Here is a 16,348-nt window from a genome sequence, read left to right as displayed (position 1 = left end):
AGCGGATATCTGTTCATGTCCTCAGCCGCGGCAACGGCCTGACTTTAGAACTCGAGTCCGGACTGATGGGGAGCGGTCTGCCACTCAATGAACTCTGGTGCGTCCGTGGGCAAGGCTCTCGGCGTTGGGTCCTTGTGTGCCTGCAACCCGACACAGCCGGCTGTCCTTGTATGCGTCCGCAGACGTTCGACGGCGTGGGGCAGCCTTTCGTGGAAGGCCAAGGGTCCGAATCCAGGATCGTCGCCTCCGTAAGAGGCCAGCTCCGCCCGTTGTAGCGCGTAGAGCTCGGCAACGATCTCGGAGTGACGCCACCAGCAATCCGGAACCACGGACGTTGTCAGCTGATAGGTGCCAACGAGCCACCGGACCCAGACCGCCAAAGCGGTCCACACGTTTGGGGCCTGCTCAGCGGTCAGCTCCCGCCAGCGATGCGCTACGCCGGATGTCCGGCTCGGCGGACGGAACGCGGAGCGGAAGAGCTCCGCTGTCAGTTCATCGTCTTCTGCTCCAGATGAGGGGATCTCAAAGCGTTCGACGTCGTCACGGCTGGTCATCGCTCACCTCACCTGTTGCTTGCTGTCGCAAAACATGGCCGTCCGCCAGGGCCTGTTCGACCTCCCGTTTGGACCGTCCCAGTTCGGCGCCGTCTTTTCGCTTGTGCCATTCGCGCAGGTCCAGGAGGATTGGGCGGCTGCGCCGCCCTAGCATCAGGGCGGTGCCGGCTGGCAGACGACGGATCTCATGGAGCGGCAGGACCGGGCTTTCTCGTATCTGTTCACCGGTCTGACGCCCTTGCGCGGACCAGGACCGGGTGTTGAGCGTGATGCTGCGCTCCCCAAGCAGCCCGGCTAAGGAACGCAAATCACGTTCGTCCGAGCCGCCGCCGAAAATCACCTTGATAATGGCTGAGTCCCAGATCGTGGCTGCTTCGTCGACAGACCAACCGGTCCGTGCCTGCGAGAGCGACTGCAGGACGACAAGGGTCGAGATGCCGATGCCGCCGCCATCGGAGAGAACAGTGGGCAGCCCCGGCCATGGGGCCAAGTTGGCGATCTCGTCCAAGATCAGGGACAAGGGGGGGTCCAACCTGCCGCCCGGAGCAACAAACGCCATCTCACGTGCGGCGTTGTCGATGTCGTCAATCAGGGCCGACAGGTAAGGACCAGCCGCGGCAGCGCCTGCCCGGGTGCCAATCAGGTAGAGCGTGCCACAGTCTCGAATGAACCGCTTGGGATCGAATTCCTCGGATTCGTCCTGGGGATCCAAGGCGGAGAGAACTTTCGGAGAGGACAGCGGAGCGACGGCAGCCGAAACACCAATCCACGAGTTGGAAGTGTTCCTCGGGTCATCCTCGAGGATGCCCATCAGGTCCGCCTGCCAGCCCAAGGCTGCGTCTTTCCGGCTGAGGATTTCCAGCGCCTCCCGTGCCAAGACCGGGCTGGACGACCATCGGCGAAAAGCTCGGACTCCCTCACCAGACAAAGCTGCAGCGTGCAGAAGGCACTGCAGGATAATCAGCGAGCGCTTTTGCCACGCCGCATTCTCGCCCTTCATCTCCGTGTCCGCAGTGATGACCAGCGCGCGGCGGGTGGCTATGTCCGGGTTCTCGCACCCCCGCACAGGTGACCAGCGGAGGGTTGACGGCAAGCCGGACATGCCCTGCGGATCGAACACAGTTACCGGCCGCCCTCCGCTGGCACGCGCCTTCATGGTGACAGCCAGGTTGTCGGCCCGCGTGGACGTTGTCACCACGGCGCCTGGGGCATCGAGGATGGCATTGATGATCACGTAGAGGCCCTTGCCGGAGCGCGGAGCACCCTGGATGACCATCGACTCTTCCGTGGAGACATGGATGGTCACGCCGCGGGATCGGCCCAACGTCCAGGCCACGTCCTGGATCTGCGGCTTGGCCAGTCCCGGCCTTGTAACTTTCCCTCGTCTCAGGACGGCCCTCCGACCGAAATCCTGCTGGATCTCCGCCCGTCGGGCGATGCCCTCACGATTCAGGATGTCCTGCCGCAGCCACGCGCCGGATTGCTTCCATCTGCGCCAAAGCAAGACGGACCCGACGGCGAGCGCCGCGAGTACTAGAAGCATCGGGCCAACGATCCACCAGACGCTGCCTGTCCCAACGTCGCACCTCTGCGGAGCATGGATGATCCAGTCGATCCGGCCAATGAAAAGTCCGACGGCGGCTGCCGGATTGAACGGGGACGGCGTACTTCTGCCGCAGCGCCAAGTCACGGCGAGATTTGCGGCGGCCTGAACGAGAAAGCAGAGGCAAATGTAAGCGGCCGCGGCAACGAGGGCAGCGGTGAGCAAGGGGTTGTCGGTACCTCGACGGGAAGTCATGGGTTTGCCTCACAACATCCGGGCGTCGGTGCCGAATACTTCTAACTCATCGGTCGTTACGCGGTTTGCCACGATGAAGGACCGGTTTCCAACCTTCCAGAGTCCAACGCCCTTGGGGAGGTTTTCCACGTGATCGCACTCGGCCTCGGACAGACCGAGTGCTTCCTTGGTCAGGCGCATGGCGTCGTGCTTCTGACGGTAGATGATCCTGGTATCGGCTTCGGTGAGAAGGCCGAGGGCCTTTTGCCGGTGGCCGCTGGTGCTGTCGCCGATTTCATTGAGGTCAGCCACTTTGTGCATGATGAGCAGATTCGCGATCCCGTAAGTACGGGCCAGCCGCCACTGTTCACTCATTTTGGCGAGCATGTAGGGGTCGGCGAGCATGCGCCAGCCCTCGTCGTAAACCACGAGCCGTTTTCCGCCGTCGGGATTGGTGACGGCCGCCTCAAGCCAGGTAGCCCCGCATGCGGCTGCGAGCGCCAGCGCTTGTTCGGAGGCACCGATGAGCGCCGAGGTGTCCATGACCATCATGGGCGCGTCGGCATCGAAGGCGACGGTGGAAGGAGCATCGAACATTCCTTCCAGGTCGCCAGAGACTGTCCGCCGCAGGGAGTGGCTGACGGCCAGTCCGCCGTCCTTGCCAACCAGTCCGATCGTTTCCTTTGAGGGGTTCAGCAGGTGATCGAGCACCATCGGCAACGTGGGATTCGAGTTCTCTGCGACCGTCTCGGTCAGGGCCATGTCCAAGGCGGTATGCTCCACGGGGCGCAGGGGCGTCCCTTGCCGCATCAGGGATACCAGCGCCACCAGTAGATAACGACGGCGTTGACGCACCACTGCCTGCCACTGCGCCTCGCTGAGGGCGCTGGACCGCGGCCCGGCGTCGAGTGGGTTGACGCGGGCCGGGCGGCCGGGGCCCACCGAAATAACTTTGCCGCCAACTGCGTTGGCGACGGCAACCCACTCCCCCTTGGGATCGGAGGCGACGGCGGCCTTCCGCCCGAGCGTTATCGACCTGGCCACCAGGGATTTGCCACACATGGATTTCCCGGTTCCAACAGTGCCGATAACAACGATCGATGGGCCGCTGATGACGCCTTTGTCGTAGAGAATCCATGGGTCATAGGAGAACGCCCCAGAGCCGAAGACATCCGTGCCAATGTAGGTTCCTTCGTGGCCCAGCCCAGATTCGGTGATGAATGGGTAGGCGGCTGCAAAAGTCATGGTGGATGCCCGGTGCGGTGCCGGCCGCAGACGGTGAGGACCACGCAGGGAGTTCGGTTCTCGGCTCCCCCAGTCGCCGCCGCGGTCCCGGCCGTCCATCCTGGCGCCAAGCTTCGCACCGAGTTTTTCCAGCAGGGAAACGGACGGGCTGCTTTCCGCGGAAGTCTCGGGCCGTCGTCGTTCTTTCTGCCCTCTCCGGTTGGTGCCTGATGGCACGTACTGAACAGCGTGCATTGAGCGCTTCATCGGAGCCCCCGTCCGAACGGGAGTGCACCCGCCACAAATGCCGCCCATTGTTGCCCCGCCAGCAAGCGAAGTTCGACGAAGGCTCCCGCGGCAGCCGACTCCAGTTCCTGTCTGTGCCGGGCCAGATCCTCGATTGTTGTTCCGGTGATGGTCACGTAGGCAGCGGGCCGCACATCGCCGTGGCCTGCGACGATTTCTTCCTCCCGCTGTGCGACTTCTTCTTCCTCAGCCTTCTGCTCGCGGGTGAGAGGCCTGTCGAAGCGCGTGTTGATCCGTCGACGGGTCTCATGGGCTTCCTGGGCAGACCGGATGTCGCGGAGCGCTTCGGTTGTCGGCACAGCGCGGACCACCTCTGTCACTGTATGGCGGAATTCACCGACATAGATCAGGGGGTGGAGGAAGCCCGGAAAGACCTTCTGCCTGGGCCATTCGGCTACCCAGAACGTTTGATGGAAGCCGGTGTCCGTCCGTACGTGGGTCCAATGCTCCTCTACCGCCATAGGCGCTGCGAGGATGGAGGAAGTCGGCGAGTCTGATTCGTCGTCGCGCTCCGTGCCTGTTGTGCCGGCGCCCGGTTGCTTATCCGCCTTGGCCACGGCTGCGGGATCGAAGGCAGCACGAACGACGTCAAGGATGCTGCCCTCGGGCAGCCACTCTTCGACGCTGACGCTGTGTGTCCCCAAGGCCGTGGTAATCGCTTCAACCTCCAGACGCAGTACCCGTTCGAGGCCGATGAGCCCTCCTCCTGCCTCCCTGATCCGACGTCGGGCCTTGGAAGTGTCCAGAACGACGGCGAGCAACAATTCGTGGCTCATCGCCGAACCGGCCGCCGCGATCAGATCCTCGTACGAGCGTTCACCCCAGGTGAGTTCCTCGGTATTGCCGGACTGCCGCCCGGCGGCGTGCTCGTAGAAATCCCGCAGGGAGGTGGAGGGATACGGGACGGTGTAGTCCTGGACAGCAATCCTGGCCACGCTGCTCCGCTGGGCCAATCCAGCCTGCACCCTCGACCACGCCTGTACCGCCCAGGCCTTATCGTCGCCGTCCATGAGCGCGAACGATTTCGTGCTACAGCGCAGCACGGCTATCGCCTCCCCGCCGCGGGAGTCCATGATGAACGACTCACCCCGGGAAGTACGGCGCAGTTCCAGATTCCCCAATCCGCCCGGAAGCGCCAGTCGCCCGGCTAGGATAGGCCGCTCCGGACGCAGCAGGAAGCGAGTCTGCTTCACCGCCAACCTGTAAAAGAACAGCACAGCATGGCTGACCCACACCGGGTAAGGAATCCTTGAGTACTGCAGCAGTCCGAGAAGTATCAGGGCCAGCCACAACGGCCCCGAGGTGAATATGCCTGCGGGCCCGCGGACTGCCGAGGCAACGCTGGCCACCAGAACGCCGGCCGCCAGCAATAGCAGTTGGTACCACTTCAGGCCCATGAACAGCCCGCGGCGCTCGTACCTGGGAAATTTCACGGCATCTAGGGTCCTTGAGTTTTCAGTCATGGGAATCTCTGTCAATCGGAGGCTTTGGGGTGGTTTGGGGACGGATGGGAGACGGCGGCGCCGTGGCGCTTGGGGCGGCCGTGCTTGCAGCCGACGCCGGTGAAGCCGGCCGGCGCTCGCTGCACTCGCCTGTTTGAGTAGCCAGCGAGCCACTCAGCGCGTTCGGACTCGACTGGGGGGAATCCGCAACGTCACTTCGCGCTCGCGGAAACGTTGAACCCTGACCCTGTGTGCCGCCGTCGGGCATTAAGGCCGCGGCGTTCCCACCGGAAGTTCGGGCCGGCGCAGCTCCCGCTATTTGGCCCGGCAGCGGCACTCTTGGCGGCAGTGCGCGCGTAGGGAACTGTGCCTTGGTCGACTGGATCGGGCGACTCATGGTCGAGCGGCTGGCCAATGCCGCGAGGGTAAAGCGGCCGCCTGTCTGTCGACTGACCTGCCGCGCGGCGAAACCGGAACTCCGCGAAAGAACGTGGCCACCGCCAGCCGTTTGCGCGGCGGCAGCCAACTCACCGCCGGCGAAGCTCACGAGGCGCAAAGCCATCAGCGGTGCGCCGCAGGCCAGGGCCATGCCTACGACGCCGGCGCTAAGGCCAGCGAATGACTTCGACTCGGCGAAGAGCTTGATGGCCACGGCCAGTACGGTTGCGGCGAGCGGTTTGGCTATCAGCAAGGCGACGACGATCTCGCCCCACCGACGTGCCCACGATTGCGTCTTTTCCCAGGGCATGAGCATGAGAGCAACAGGGGCGCCGGCGGCGAGCAGGATGAGCGCGAAGGACCGAAAGATCATCGAGCACATCAGTATGAATGCGAGAATCCAGACAACGATTACCGCCATGGCCGTAACGACGACGGCGCCCCCAGCGCCGCTACTCGACCCGGGGGCCAACGAGACGACATTCCAGTCTCTCCCGGAGTCTTTGGGTGCTTTCTCGAAGCCGAAGAGCCGCATGAACAGGACATAGGGATCCGTGTCCAGGGTGTCCAAGAGCGCTGTGGCGGCGTCATCACCGACCTTGGTGAGCTGGCGAACCAGGTAGACAGCGCCGGCCACCATGGGAATTGCGGTCGCACCGCCAACCAACGCCCGCACCAGCCGGCGCGGCTGCTGGCTGATCAGGCCCGACAACAGCTGCAGGATCATCGCAATGGCGAGTGGGGTCATCATGACGACTACCCACCAGTTCGTCAGCCCCAGAACGGAGTCCCACTGGGAATCATCAACCTTCGAGACGCCGAAAGCACCCGTGATGAAGGACCAGATCCAGGAAGCGACGTTCTCCAGAATGCTGGCAAAGAACGACGTGATGGAACTCTGGACGCCGTCGTTAGCCTGCGACACGAGACCGCAACCGGGCGGCCACCATCCGTTCAGATCACACTGAACCGGCACGATTGATTCGACCTAGAACCCGAGCGGAAACGCCGTCTGGGACCAGAGGATGTAACCGTTGATACCGCCCAGAATGGCAGCCACCGGGCCGGTCCAAAGCAGAATCATGCCGCCGCCAGATGCCAAACGTGAGGATTGGCTCAGCTTGCCTGCCAGGAGCATCGCGGCTCCGATGATCGCCACGATGGCGATCACGATGAAGGCGCCGACCAGGATGCCACCGCCGATCTGTTTGAGCGAATCAAGAAAGGGGAAATCCGCGTTTGGGGTGATGCCAGGATCTACCGCTGCGAGAAACATCGGGCACTCCGTTTGTCGTTTTCATGGGAATGAGCAGATTGGCTCACGAGTTCATGGAGGCGGTGGTACTGGACTACATGACTAGTAGGGTCCTGCAGACCTAGACCTCGTTCGAAATGTTGCCGTCAGACCCCGCAACCTCAGCATTCGAGTCCACAACGACAGCCAATATCCGGCACAGTGGCCGGCGCTCATTTCTACGGAGATCTGGGAAGATCTGCAGCTAGCCATCAAGCGAGGACAAGCACTCTACGGGGCTCGCACCTATACACGTAAGCATCTACTCAAGGGCTTCGTCTTCTGCGGCGTCTGCGGCCAACGTATGAACATCATCAGTGCGCAAGACAGGCAGGGTAACTATCAGCCCGCCTTCAATTGTCGGAAGATCGATGACCTCCGGGGCGAGGTTGGCTGTGGCACGGTGAAGCGCCGGCAAGCACCAGTAGAAGATCTGGTTATCGACTGCATCATTTACCGGCTTGATACCCCCGAACTAGGTGAGCTGCTGGAAGGCGGTATGTCGGCCACGCCAGCATTGAAGCAGCTGATGCGCGAGCGGGACGTCCAGGCTCAGCGCCTGCAGGAAATCTTGAACCTCTACTCAACTGGCGAGATGTCGTTCGCGGAGTACAGGACAGCAAAGACCACGGCTCAAGCTCGCCTGGACGCTCTAGGACGAGAGCTAGACAAAGAGTCGAGTAAGACAACGCTCGCGAATATTCCCGCAGGTCAGAGCGTCAAAGAAGCCTGGGATAAGGCAGATCTGCCTTGGCGTCGCCAACTCATAGACACGCTCGTCGACAAAGATCTACATTGACCCACGCATAAAGGGCCAGGGTTTTCCGAAGTACAAGATAGGGCGAATGCTTTATCACCTGCTAAAAGATGATTCCGGTTCCATTCCCGATTCACCAGAAGCGAACCAGTCAGTTAGCCACCAAGTATCACGACGAGTAACAGTACACATCTAGCTCCACGGCTCTAATGCAGCCGAGCAGTTCGCGGTAGTCACTGCTTCCCTGGTCGCGCCACTCAATGATTAGACGCTCAACAGCGGACAGAAAGAAGCGGCCATCACCAAACGAAGGCTCTAGGAGTCGCTGCGTATGGACGGGCTTGTCCGTCGTGTACCCAATGAGGTTAAGCATGAAGTCGACGACTTCTTGGCGAGTGGGAACAGCCCCGCGGCTCTTTTCCTCGTGCCCGTACACCTCGTTGAGAGTTCGTTCGAGCAGGCCCAGGTCAGTATCGCTAAGCGACGAAGTCATATTGGAGCGCCGTCTTCCGTTGAAGTGATCAAGCTGCACCGCAACGGTGCTTGCCGCAGAGGGGCGGGACAGGTGTCCATTCTAGTGGCTGCGCCGCATGCAGCTAGGCTACGGAAGGCCGTTTCGTTTAGTAGGGAGACCCCATTGCTCGCTCAAATCTTGCCAGGCTTCAGAGACTTCAGGACACCCCTGGTGACGGGTTACCTGTGGATCGTAGTCCTCTGGATCCTCGTCGAGATGCCGCTGCCTGACAAAGATGCGAAGGATGGCGTCATGGGCGCCATCAACTCCATTGGAGAGTTCTTCACTCCAACGGTTTATATAGCCGTCTTGAGTTTTCTCGCGTATGTCATCGGGATGCTGCTGATGGTCGACATCAAGCCAGGTTCCACTGTCCGGCTGGGTTCCAGGCTCAGGCTTCCCTACGTATCCATGACTGATCGCGCCATCGTTGAGGGCCACGTCGAAGCAGCGCTTCACAGAGCGCGTCTACGGGCTGCCGACGGGTTCAAGATACAGCGCGAGTTCAGACTAGAACCGATGCTTAAGACGGAACAGGCGTACGACGACTTCCGTCTTGACCATCATGAAGACAAGCGAGCGATGAACGAGAGTTGGCGTCAGTATGCTCTCAGGCAGCTGAAGGAGCCGATGGTTGAGGAAAACATCAAGTCGATTCCCTCCCTCGCTATCAAACTGCAAGATAAGAACGCCCTGCTCTTCGGTAGCTACGACCGGGATAAGTCGGAGTCCGAGTTCCGTCTCAGTATCGCTCCCCCGCTAGCAGTTCTGTCGGTTCAGTTCATAATGCTGGGTGCAGATCGGACGCTAGTACTGTGGCCCTGGGCTGGCTATGTAGGACTAATCGCAGTGGTCGCACTTGTCGTCAAGGGCTTTCAGAAGCGATTCAGTTCGGTCAACGTCGTCGTGACCGCTCTGGAGATCGGGACCATCGAATCGCAGATGACCACACGCCTTGACGCTGTTCCGGCCGATGTCTATGACGACAAGACAACGCAAACAACCTGATTTTGCTGCTTTCGCTTTAGTACCTCCAGACAAGCCGGCAGACTTCCAGCTGGCGTTTCCCGCAGTGTTAAGATCAACCGTCCTTCCTAGCCCATAAAAGTGAGACCTCCATGCTTGCCCAGATCCTGCCAGGATTCCGTGATTTTCGAACTCCCCTAGTCACTGGATATCTGTGGCTGTTGAGTACCTGGATCCTGCTCGGGAAGCCGCTTCCGAGCAAAGCGCGCAAGGATGGTCTCCTGGGCATGGTCAATGCGTTGACTGAATACCTCTCGGGCGCCGTCGTAGTGGTCGTGCTCAGCTTTCTCGCGTACATGATCGGCCTCCTGCTGGCGGTGGACTTCAAGTACCTCACGGCGTTGGTGCCCCGGTACGGATACACGAGAATTCCTGACGTCGAATCAGACAGCAAGAAGAAGTGGAAGCGTGTCCGTATCGCTGAGATGAGTGACCATCAGCGGCTCCTGGCCAGCGACGCCGGCAGCCGCATGCACCGGCTCATTACCGAGGCCTCGGCTCGGGTTGAAAAGCGAGAGGTGCCCTGGGAGTCCCTTTATCTGGAGTACAAGATCCCCCACCCGCAGGGCGACGTGGAGCAGAAGTACGTGGAGGATGCTCGCGGGGACGATGACAAGATTGACGCTCAAAAGCGCAAAGACGGTCTCAATCACATCGCCCCTGCCCTCCTCTCGCTGATGGAGAAGGAAATTCCCACAATGGCCACCAAACTGCAAAAGGAGAATAAGGATCTCTACGACTCCTACGACCGCCACAAGTCAGAAGCGGATTACCGCCTTAGCGTAGCCATTCCCATCGCTGCAATAAGCATCTTGATTTTGATCTTTGGATTGGCCGTCAATCCCTGGCTGAACGGCGCTCTTGGAGTGATAGGACTCGTCACCGCCCTGATCCTGAATAAGAAGGGGTGGACAAAGAATAATGAGGCCACGGGCGTTATCATCTCAGCCCTGGAAATCGGGACGATCAAATCCAATGCGCTGGACGTTCTCGATGGCCTTACAGGTCCAACAATCCTGACTGAGACGGGCGATCCGGTGATCCGGTAATGCGCGCCGTGGCGCGGTGCCTGCACTAGAAGTTTCCCGTGCTCGCATATTGGTTGTGCGCCGCCGCCCAGGAACCGGCGTAGCGGACTCAACGTACTTGTTGACCTGGATTAATTGCTCGGTCAGCGTGCCCTGAGTCTGCCTGGCTAGATGCCACACCGTCTTATCACGCATCACCAAGCGCCAGCCAGAGTCTTCAAGCACCATGTCAGTGACGTAGCCATGGTCAGCTGCAGCGATGCCGGCTGCGGTCATTTCTGCGGCCCATTTATAGGTCTGTGGCTTCGCCTGGGGCTCTACAGGCGCTTCTGGCTCTGTAACTGGACTTGTTGTCGTCTCGGCTGGTTTCGCAGCAACTACCGGCGCTTCTGGTGCAGATACATTACCTGGTACGGCCTCCTGGTTGATCTTGTCGCAGTCTTCGTCGGCTATTGTATTGATGCGTTGCCTTTGTCCTGTGCTGGTTTGAGTGGTCTGACCATGTATGCGGTTGCTCCTGCGCCCATACCCATAATGACGGCGCTAATTAGAATTGCTTTAGCTGGTTTTGCTTCCTTATCTTCATCGGAGTGCGCTCCTGTCTAATTCTGGGCATTACCATGAGGCATAGGGGCAAAATAAGCAATACTATTTTTGGGTGCTCGGTTTAGTTATCCACAGGACGGACTAAAAGCGGGCTTTTACCGAATTCGATATAATTCGAATACCTCCACAACGGCGTGGAGTATTCTTTTCGGGAAAGTCCCAAACAATGAAAGCCCTTATTGGAGCCCTGTTCAAGCTCGTTCTCTCCGTGGTTGTCATCACGTTTCTGGCCGCAATCTCATTCATCTGGGCACTCCCCCGCGGACGGCACACATGCTGCAGGCCGGGGAGCCAGTCGTTACCAGTACGTCTCCATCGACCATGTGAGCCACTATATGATCGCTGCGACAATCGCACATGAGGACCAGCAGTTAGGCACCCGCCCAGGCGCCTTCGATGTGGAGGACTTTAAGGCGCGAGCCAAGGCGTATGTGGAGGGCAAACCTGATCCCAGCGGTTCAACTATCCCCCAGCAACTCGCGAAGAACATCTACCTATGGCCGGAACAGTCAGTGCTCCGTAAAGCCCTGGAGGCCGGCTTGGCGAGTCAGCTAAGTCTTGTCCTGACCGATAAGCGCATTTTGGAGTTGTATCTGAACTACGCCCAGTTTGGACCGAAGCTCTACGGCAACTGCACCGCCAGCTGGTACTACTTCAATACTCCGCCGTGGCTCATGACGAAATACCACGCAGCACAGCTCATGGGTGTCGTTCTCTTCCCAGACCTCATACAGCGCGCGTCAGAAGGCGGCGCCTATGTTGACAAGGCTGTATATCCCAAGACCTGGGATGACCTCCATGGTGCAAGCAACGTGTGGGTACCACGACAGGCAAAAGGCATGGGTGGCTGGAAAGTAGCGGTAGCGTCAGTCGGCATCACGGATAGGGCGTCGGATAACCAAGCCAAGCGAGGCAATCAAGATGCTGGCTCAACAATGCCCCAGAGTGTGAGAAGCCTACTCAACCGTTAGACCAGTCTTGGCCTATCCCTCGATAGCGATACCATGCTCTTCGCCGTAAGTCAGCATCGCAAGGTTCTTTAGCACTTTGGCAGGTTCATTCAGCAGTCCTGGGTTGCGCTCAATCAACTGCAACTCCACGACCGTCAGCTTCCGTACTGAACCGTGGGTATTGCCGGTGGCATCGACGTATTTGACAATGAGCCATTCATCCATCTGAAGCGCAATGTTGTCTACGTCCTTTACGGATTCCATCAAGGTCTGCGCTGTCTGCGCGTTGATCGCACTGACTTCCGCCCGCTGCTTGTTCACTGTGGCGTCCTTGGCCCACTGCTCTGCATAGGTGGCCGCTTCACCGAGCTTCTGCTTAGCTACTTGCTGCGCCTTATGCCCGTCATCGCCATCAAGCCATGCCCTGATACGTATACGAATAGAGCCCTTCTCGACGTTTTCAATCTTCGTCTTGCCGTAGCCTGCGCCTTGCAGGACATCGGCGACCGCCTTGATGACCTTGATAGTGGCAACTGCGTCGTCAGTGTCTAGGTAGATACGTACGGTAATCGGCTGGGCCTCGGGTTGCTTACTTCCGTAGAGCGCGTTGGAGATTCGGCGGATCAGGTTAGGGCGTGGGATTGGTTCCCTCACAGTAGTCTTCGGGTTCTTCTTCCCGTAGCCCGTCGTGACGTATCGGACCCCTGACTTGTCCTCACGGGACTTGGTGTGACGCCGCACTATCGTCTTCTTGACGAGCCGCTTGGTCCCAGCACTCAAGTTCTTCGGCGTTTTTCTAGGCGCATCCCCCGGCAGCATCGACATGGCTAGATACTAGCAAGCTCGGATCATTCGAACGTATGTTCTAAGATAGATGCCATGATCAAGGGTGGAGCTCCGCAAGACATCGAGCGGATGATGGCGCGGATGGACGCCGACAAGGCCCGCCCGATCGATGATCCAGCACCAGTACGAGACTTCCCCAAGTACGGTCGTCCCCTGGTCTACGTGAGCGGCATCTACGGAAAGGCGGTTGCTTGGACCCACACCTACGGACTAATTGAATGGCTTGATCCATCTGGCGGCTACCACTTGGGTTGGGCACAGGCTTCAAACATCAAGCGAGTGACGCCGGAAGACTGGAAGGGCAGTAGCAATTTATGAAAGAACGACAGCCCTCGCATAGCCGTCGTTATTGTTCGTTATTTGCACTCCCATAAGTTCCTTGCGCCGTCTCGGAACATCCCCGCCGTCACGTTGGCATTGGCCTCTGCATCAAAGACGCGTGCTCCTGCATAGCCGTACTTAGCCGCTCTGGCAGGCCAATACTTTGTGACGTGCTGGATCATGCCTGACGGGTAAAACCGCTCGCCTACAACTCCTAGGGCCGTTCCCTGGCTATCTTCCCAGTACTGGTAGTTGACCTTGCTAGGTGTCATAGTGCTTTCGCACATCGCGTTTTTCACGAAGTATGTCTCATCGATACCGTATTTACGAGCCGCTTCCCTAACGATCTGCTCTACGCTGCCTGTGGCTGGCGGAGAGGTCGGCTGTGGCTGTTCTGCCACAATGACCGGCACACTAACCGTCTTTGGTTCTTCCGCTTTAACTGGAGCCTCTGGCGTTGTTGCTACCGTCGTTTCCTGAACAGCAAAGTGGTATTCCTCTCAAGGCGCGCGATTCGGGTCTTTTGAAAAGCTTAACTCAACAGATTCGCCGTCTGGGTAATTAAACTTTAGTCCTCCACTGATGAGACCGGTAGCGGAAAGGAAGTCATAAATGCGCTTCTCTTCTACTGCAGGCAAGCTTTCTGAGAGGAAGATATGTGTGGTGCCATCCAAAGTCGAAAAAACCTGCGCCGGTTCATGCCCATCTTCCCTGAGGAATTTAGTGATGGCAGCTGTCACCGTATTTGTCTTCCTCGTGCCATCGGACCAGCCGCTGCGGGTCTTTCGACTGCTGGTTTTCTCATCGAGAATGTTCTTCAGCCGCGTATCTGACCGGTTCATATCACGGATGGTTTCCAAAATCTCAGAGAGCATGTCTTCCGTCGGACGAGTAGCAGCTGGTGGGGCAGCGGACTCGGCCGGCTGCTCCGCGTCCTCTTTGTACTTCTCGTTCACGTCTTTCAGCATGGCTTCGAGGGCTGGCCAACATACTTCGAAGGCTCTATCAAGCAGCTCTATGCTTCGGGCGTCATCGCCAAGAGCTTCATTGATGGACGCGACCAAATCATGGAAGCCCGACTTGGTCGGCTCCGTTGCCTGGTAGCTCGCCAACGGGCCGACCAAATCGGTCACTTTTTTGAAGTCAATCAGAAGCGGGGCAACCCGTGACTCGGCTCCGCCGACCTTCTTAGATAGAGCCCCAGCTTCAAAATTAAGCCACTGGGCGTGCTGATTTTTCGGGGTTGCCACAATGATGCCGAAGCTCGTGTCGTTGAGTTCTTTTTCAAGCTGTTGATTCCATTTGAGGCCTGCCCTCAAACCTTCGCTGCTCACCCACGGCTCTACCGAATTGATGACCGTCGGCAGCCACTCATGCAAGACGCTTGCCACGGCATGGCTTTTCTTACCTGACCAGCTAATGAAAACCTTCAAGATACTTCCCCATCGTCAACAAAACTGCTCAGCCAAGACTACCAACGTGCGGGTAGTCCCCTAGGAAGAGGTCTCGCCCCGTCTGGGCCACAGCACGTCACGCTCGCCGTTGGGATCCTGGTCACTGACGTAACCCTGCTGTTCGAGGAGCGTCAGGAAGTGCTCTACCGTTGCATAACTCACACCAAGCTCTTGGCGCAGTACCCGACGCGAGACAACTTGGTCGCGAACCACGATGTCGGATGCCCTAGTAAACAGCGCTATGTCTACCGGTTCGGTCGGCTCTGTTGAGGCAGGGGTGGGGGTGACCCGCCCTGCTATCTTGTAGCCTTCCTCGTGGTTCTTGGCGATAAGTTCGGTTTGCTGCTCTGTGAGCGCGTTCTGGCGCCTGAGCAACGCTGTCTGGTACTGGGAATTCTTGGCCGTCACTTTGACATCTCGGGCGACCTTTTCCGACCTCGACCGGAAGCCAATAAGTCCGCCAGTAAGGCCGATACTGAGCGTCTTGCGAATGATCCCCACGTAGTTCTCCTTGGTCTCCGAATCTAATGGAAAGGATATATCCTGACCGTTCGCGGGCTGGCTTACTCCCTCTTGTCGTCCTCATCTAGATCGCGCAGATAGGCATACCATCGCAGAGTATCCAGGCTGCGCTGATTAATGGCAAAGCCATTGTCAGGGTCGAACGTACAGGCCGGCTCGTCGTCCCATGACTCCATATAGCTGGCACCACCATTTAGCGGCTCGTCAGGATCGGCCATTCATCCACCCAACCGGATGATTGAAGTCCCACTGTCCGATAGCCCTTTGGTACTCGTTTTCACTGTCGTATGAGTCCCAGTCGTCCTCCCTGCGGTTGAGGGTTACATCTACCCTCAGAGGGTTCACGGCGTGGAGAACGTCCAACTCAATCTCATATCGCACACTTTGCGACGTCTCAAACCAGACAGCACTGTCAAGATCTACGTCAGCGACTTCCACGTCGACGGTGACGGCACCAGGACCTTTCACGGTGACACCGTCGTAGTGAACTGCCACGGGCGAAGGATCCCTTGCATCTTTGGCAGAAGTCACTTCTCTGCTTTGTCGCACTTTCAGGGGGAAGGTACGTTCCCCAGCAATGACGCGTCCACGCATGCCATGTGCTGGAAAGCTCACAAGATCTTTGCCGTTGTGCTCGACGTAGATTCTCACTGAACCGAAGGAGTAGACCTCCCCCGGAGGGCCCAGCACAGTATCTGGTTGGACAATGTCGTTCAGCCGGGCCGGAGTCGGAACGTGGTCTTCCATAGTCAGTACAGCCTCTAAAACGACGGCCCGCGGTACGGTAAACGGTTGGAATCAAAAGACGAAGCAGCTCATCGCGCCGGGCAGTTCTGGTGCCGGTGCCTTCGCGCATAGGGACTTCAAGGCTTGGATTGGCGCTGCCCGTCTTCACGACGTAAGGCGCCCGGTCTGAGCGAAGGCCACTGCCACGACGTGCTCGCCTTTGTCCCCCACTGGTACTGATATGTGCCGGACCATCTCAGGCGGAATTTGGTCGAACTTTGGAGTGATCTGGCCCCACCAGTCAACGACATCGGTCCCGGAAACATCGTGAACATCGCCTGTCTTTTCATCAATGCCGATGATGTAAACCACGGGATCACCGCCGCCTGCTCTGTTCAGGCTCCCGGCTAATTGACGAGCCTTACTCTCCTGCGGCCAACTGCGCTTACATTCAATGAGGTCGTGCTCCACTTGTTGACCGGTACGGATTCGATCTACAGCGGAGATAACTCTGGCTTCAAGATCAATGGCACGCATGTACAAACGCTATCCAATGCCACGGA

The 16,348-nt window shown here is 58.8% G+C and carries 18 protein-coding genes; 5 read left to right on the top strand and 13 right to left on the bottom strand.

Annotation, left to right across the window (positions count from 1 at the left end; all coding sequences use genetic code 11):
- Window positions 1–44: 44 nt before the first annotated feature.
- The 6 genes from QFZ33_RS10440 to QFZ33_RS10415 all read right to left on the bottom strand — a co-directional run bounded on the left by QFZ33_RS10440 (window position 45) and on the right by QFZ33_RS10415 (window position 7,017).
- Complete coding sequence (locus QFZ33_RS10440; protein WP_307027168.1) at window positions 45–554, bottom strand: hypothetical protein; 510 nt, start codon at window positions 552–554, stop codon at window positions 45–47.
- Entirely contained in the window at window positions 541–2,352 is a 1,812-nt protein-coding gene (locus QFZ33_RS10435) for a type IV secretory system conjugative DNA transfer family protein (protein WP_307027166.1), read from the bottom strand. Before QFZ33_RS10435 ends, QFZ33_RS10440 begins: the two co-directional genes overlap by 14 nt.
- A 9-nt stretch (window positions 2,353–2,361) precedes the next feature.
- Window positions 2,362–3,576 carry an ATP-binding protein gene (locus tag QFZ33_RS10430; protein ID WP_307027164.1) on the bottom strand — a complete coding sequence of 405 codons (1,215 nt, stop codon included), beginning with the start codon at window positions 3,574–3,576 and terminating at the stop codon, window positions 2,362–2,364.
- Window positions 3,577–3,818: 242 nt separating this feature from the next.
- Window positions 3,819–5,294: an SCO6880 family protein gene (locus QFZ33_RS10425; RefSeq protein ID WP_307027162.1), complete on the bottom strand. Its 1,476-nt coding sequence runs from the start codon at window positions 5,292–5,294 to the stop codon at window positions 3,819–3,821.
- A gap of 22 nt (window positions 5,295–5,316) precedes the next feature.
- Window positions 5,317–6,666: a type IV secretion system protein gene (locus QFZ33_RS10420; protein ID WP_307027160.1), complete on the bottom strand. Its 1,350-nt coding sequence runs from the start codon at window positions 6,664–6,666 to the stop codon at window positions 5,317–5,319.
- Between the two features lie 63 nt (window positions 6,667–6,729).
- Entirely contained in the window at window positions 6,730–7,017 is a 288-nt protein-coding gene (locus tag QFZ33_RS10415) for a hypothetical protein (RefSeq protein ID WP_307027158.1), read from the bottom strand.
- Between the two features lie 145 nt (window positions 7,018–7,162).
- Here QFZ33_RS10415 and QFZ33_RS10410 point away from each other — a divergent pair, with 145 nt between their 5' ends.
- The 4 genes from QFZ33_RS10410 to QFZ33_RS10395 all read left to right on the top strand — a co-directional run bounded on the left by QFZ33_RS10410 (window position 7,163) and on the right by QFZ33_RS10395 (window position 11,937).
- Window positions 7,163–7,834 (top strand): zinc ribbon domain-containing protein, encoded by a 672-nt coding sequence (locus QFZ33_RS10410; protein WP_307031764.1) that lies wholly within the window; start codon window positions 7,163–7,165, stop codon window positions 7,832–7,834.
- A 289-nt stretch (window positions 7,835–8,123) separates the two neighbouring features.
- On the top strand, window positions 8,124–9,314 hold the full coding sequence (locus QFZ33_RS10405; RefSeq protein WP_307027157.1) for a hypothetical protein: 1,191 nt from the start codon (window positions 8,124–8,126) through the stop codon (window positions 9,312–9,314).
- A 110-nt stretch (window positions 9,315–9,424) separates the two neighbouring features.
- On the top strand, window positions 9,425–10,381 hold the full coding sequence (locus QFZ33_RS10400; protein ID WP_307027155.1) for a hypothetical protein: 957 nt from the start codon (window positions 9,425–9,427) through the stop codon (window positions 10,379–10,381).
- Window positions 10,382–11,301: 920 nt separating this feature from the next.
- Window positions 11,302–11,937, top strand: coding sequence for a biosynthetic peptidoglycan transglycosylase (locus QFZ33_RS10395; protein ID WP_307027153.1), 636 nt, complete (start codon window positions 11,302–11,304; stop codon window positions 11,935–11,937).
- Between the two features lie 12 nt (window positions 11,938–11,949).
- Here the strand turns inward: QFZ33_RS10395 and QFZ33_RS10390 are convergent, their stop codons facing one another.
- Window positions 11,950–12,741 carry a hypothetical protein gene (locus tag QFZ33_RS10390; RefSeq protein WP_307027150.1) on the bottom strand — a complete coding sequence of 264 codons (792 nt, stop codon included), beginning with the start codon at window positions 12,739–12,741 and terminating at the stop codon, window positions 11,950–11,952.
- 54 nt (window positions 12,742–12,795) lie between these two features.
- On the opposite strand from QFZ33_RS10390, the gene QFZ33_RS10385 reads away from it, so the two are divergent.
- Window positions 12,796–13,080, top strand: coding sequence for a hypothetical protein (locus tag QFZ33_RS10385; protein ID WP_307027148.1), 285 nt, complete (start codon window positions 12,796–12,798; stop codon window positions 13,078–13,080).
- A gap of 38 nt (window positions 13,081–13,118) precedes the next feature.
- Here QFZ33_RS10385 and QFZ33_RS10380 read toward each other — a convergent pair whose 3' ends face one another.
- From QFZ33_RS10380 to QFZ33_RS10355, 6 genes are all read right to left on the bottom strand, one after another.
- Window positions 13,119–13,496, bottom strand: coding sequence for a hypothetical protein (locus QFZ33_RS10380; protein WP_307027145.1), 378 nt, complete (start codon window positions 13,494–13,496; stop codon window positions 13,119–13,121).
- Between the two features lie 87 nt (window positions 13,497–13,583).
- Window positions 13,584–14,516: a TIR domain-containing protein gene (locus tag QFZ33_RS10375; protein ID WP_307027142.1), complete on the bottom strand. Its 933-nt coding sequence runs from the start codon at window positions 14,514–14,516 to the stop codon at window positions 13,584–13,586.
- 60 nt (window positions 14,517–14,576) lie between these two features.
- Window positions 14,577–15,038 (bottom strand): hypothetical protein, encoded by a 462-nt coding sequence (locus QFZ33_RS10370; RefSeq protein WP_307027141.1) that lies wholly within the window; start codon window positions 15,036–15,038, stop codon window positions 14,577–14,579.
- Between the two features lie 62 nt (window positions 15,039–15,100).
- The gene (locus QFZ33_RS10365; protein WP_307027139.1) at window positions 15,101–15,277 is read right to left on the bottom strand and encodes a hypothetical protein; all 177 of its coding nucleotides are present in this window, start codon (window positions 15,275–15,277) and stop codon (window positions 15,101–15,103) included.
- The gene (locus QFZ33_RS10360; RefSeq protein ID WP_307027137.1) at window positions 15,264–15,806 is read right to left on the bottom strand and encodes a hypothetical protein; all 543 of its coding nucleotides are present in this window, start codon (window positions 15,804–15,806) and stop codon (window positions 15,264–15,266) included. The genes QFZ33_RS10365 and QFZ33_RS10360 overlap by 14 nt, the downstream gene beginning before the upstream one ends.
- 144 nt (window positions 15,807–15,950) lie before the next feature.
- Window positions 15,951–16,322 (bottom strand): hypothetical protein, encoded by a 372-nt coding sequence (locus QFZ33_RS10355; protein WP_307027135.1) that lies wholly within the window; start codon window positions 16,320–16,322, stop codon window positions 15,951–15,953.
- Window positions 16,323–16,348 lie beyond the last annotated feature (26 nt).

Source organism: Arthrobacter globiformis, assembly GCF_030815865.1.
In the GTDB taxonomy this organism is placed as follows: domain Bacteria; phylum Actinomycetota; class Actinomycetes; order Actinomycetales; family Micrococcaceae; genus Arthrobacter; species Arthrobacter globiformis_B.
Note: the sequence above shows the minus strand (reverse complement) of the source record. Positions and strands in the feature narration are given on the sequence as shown.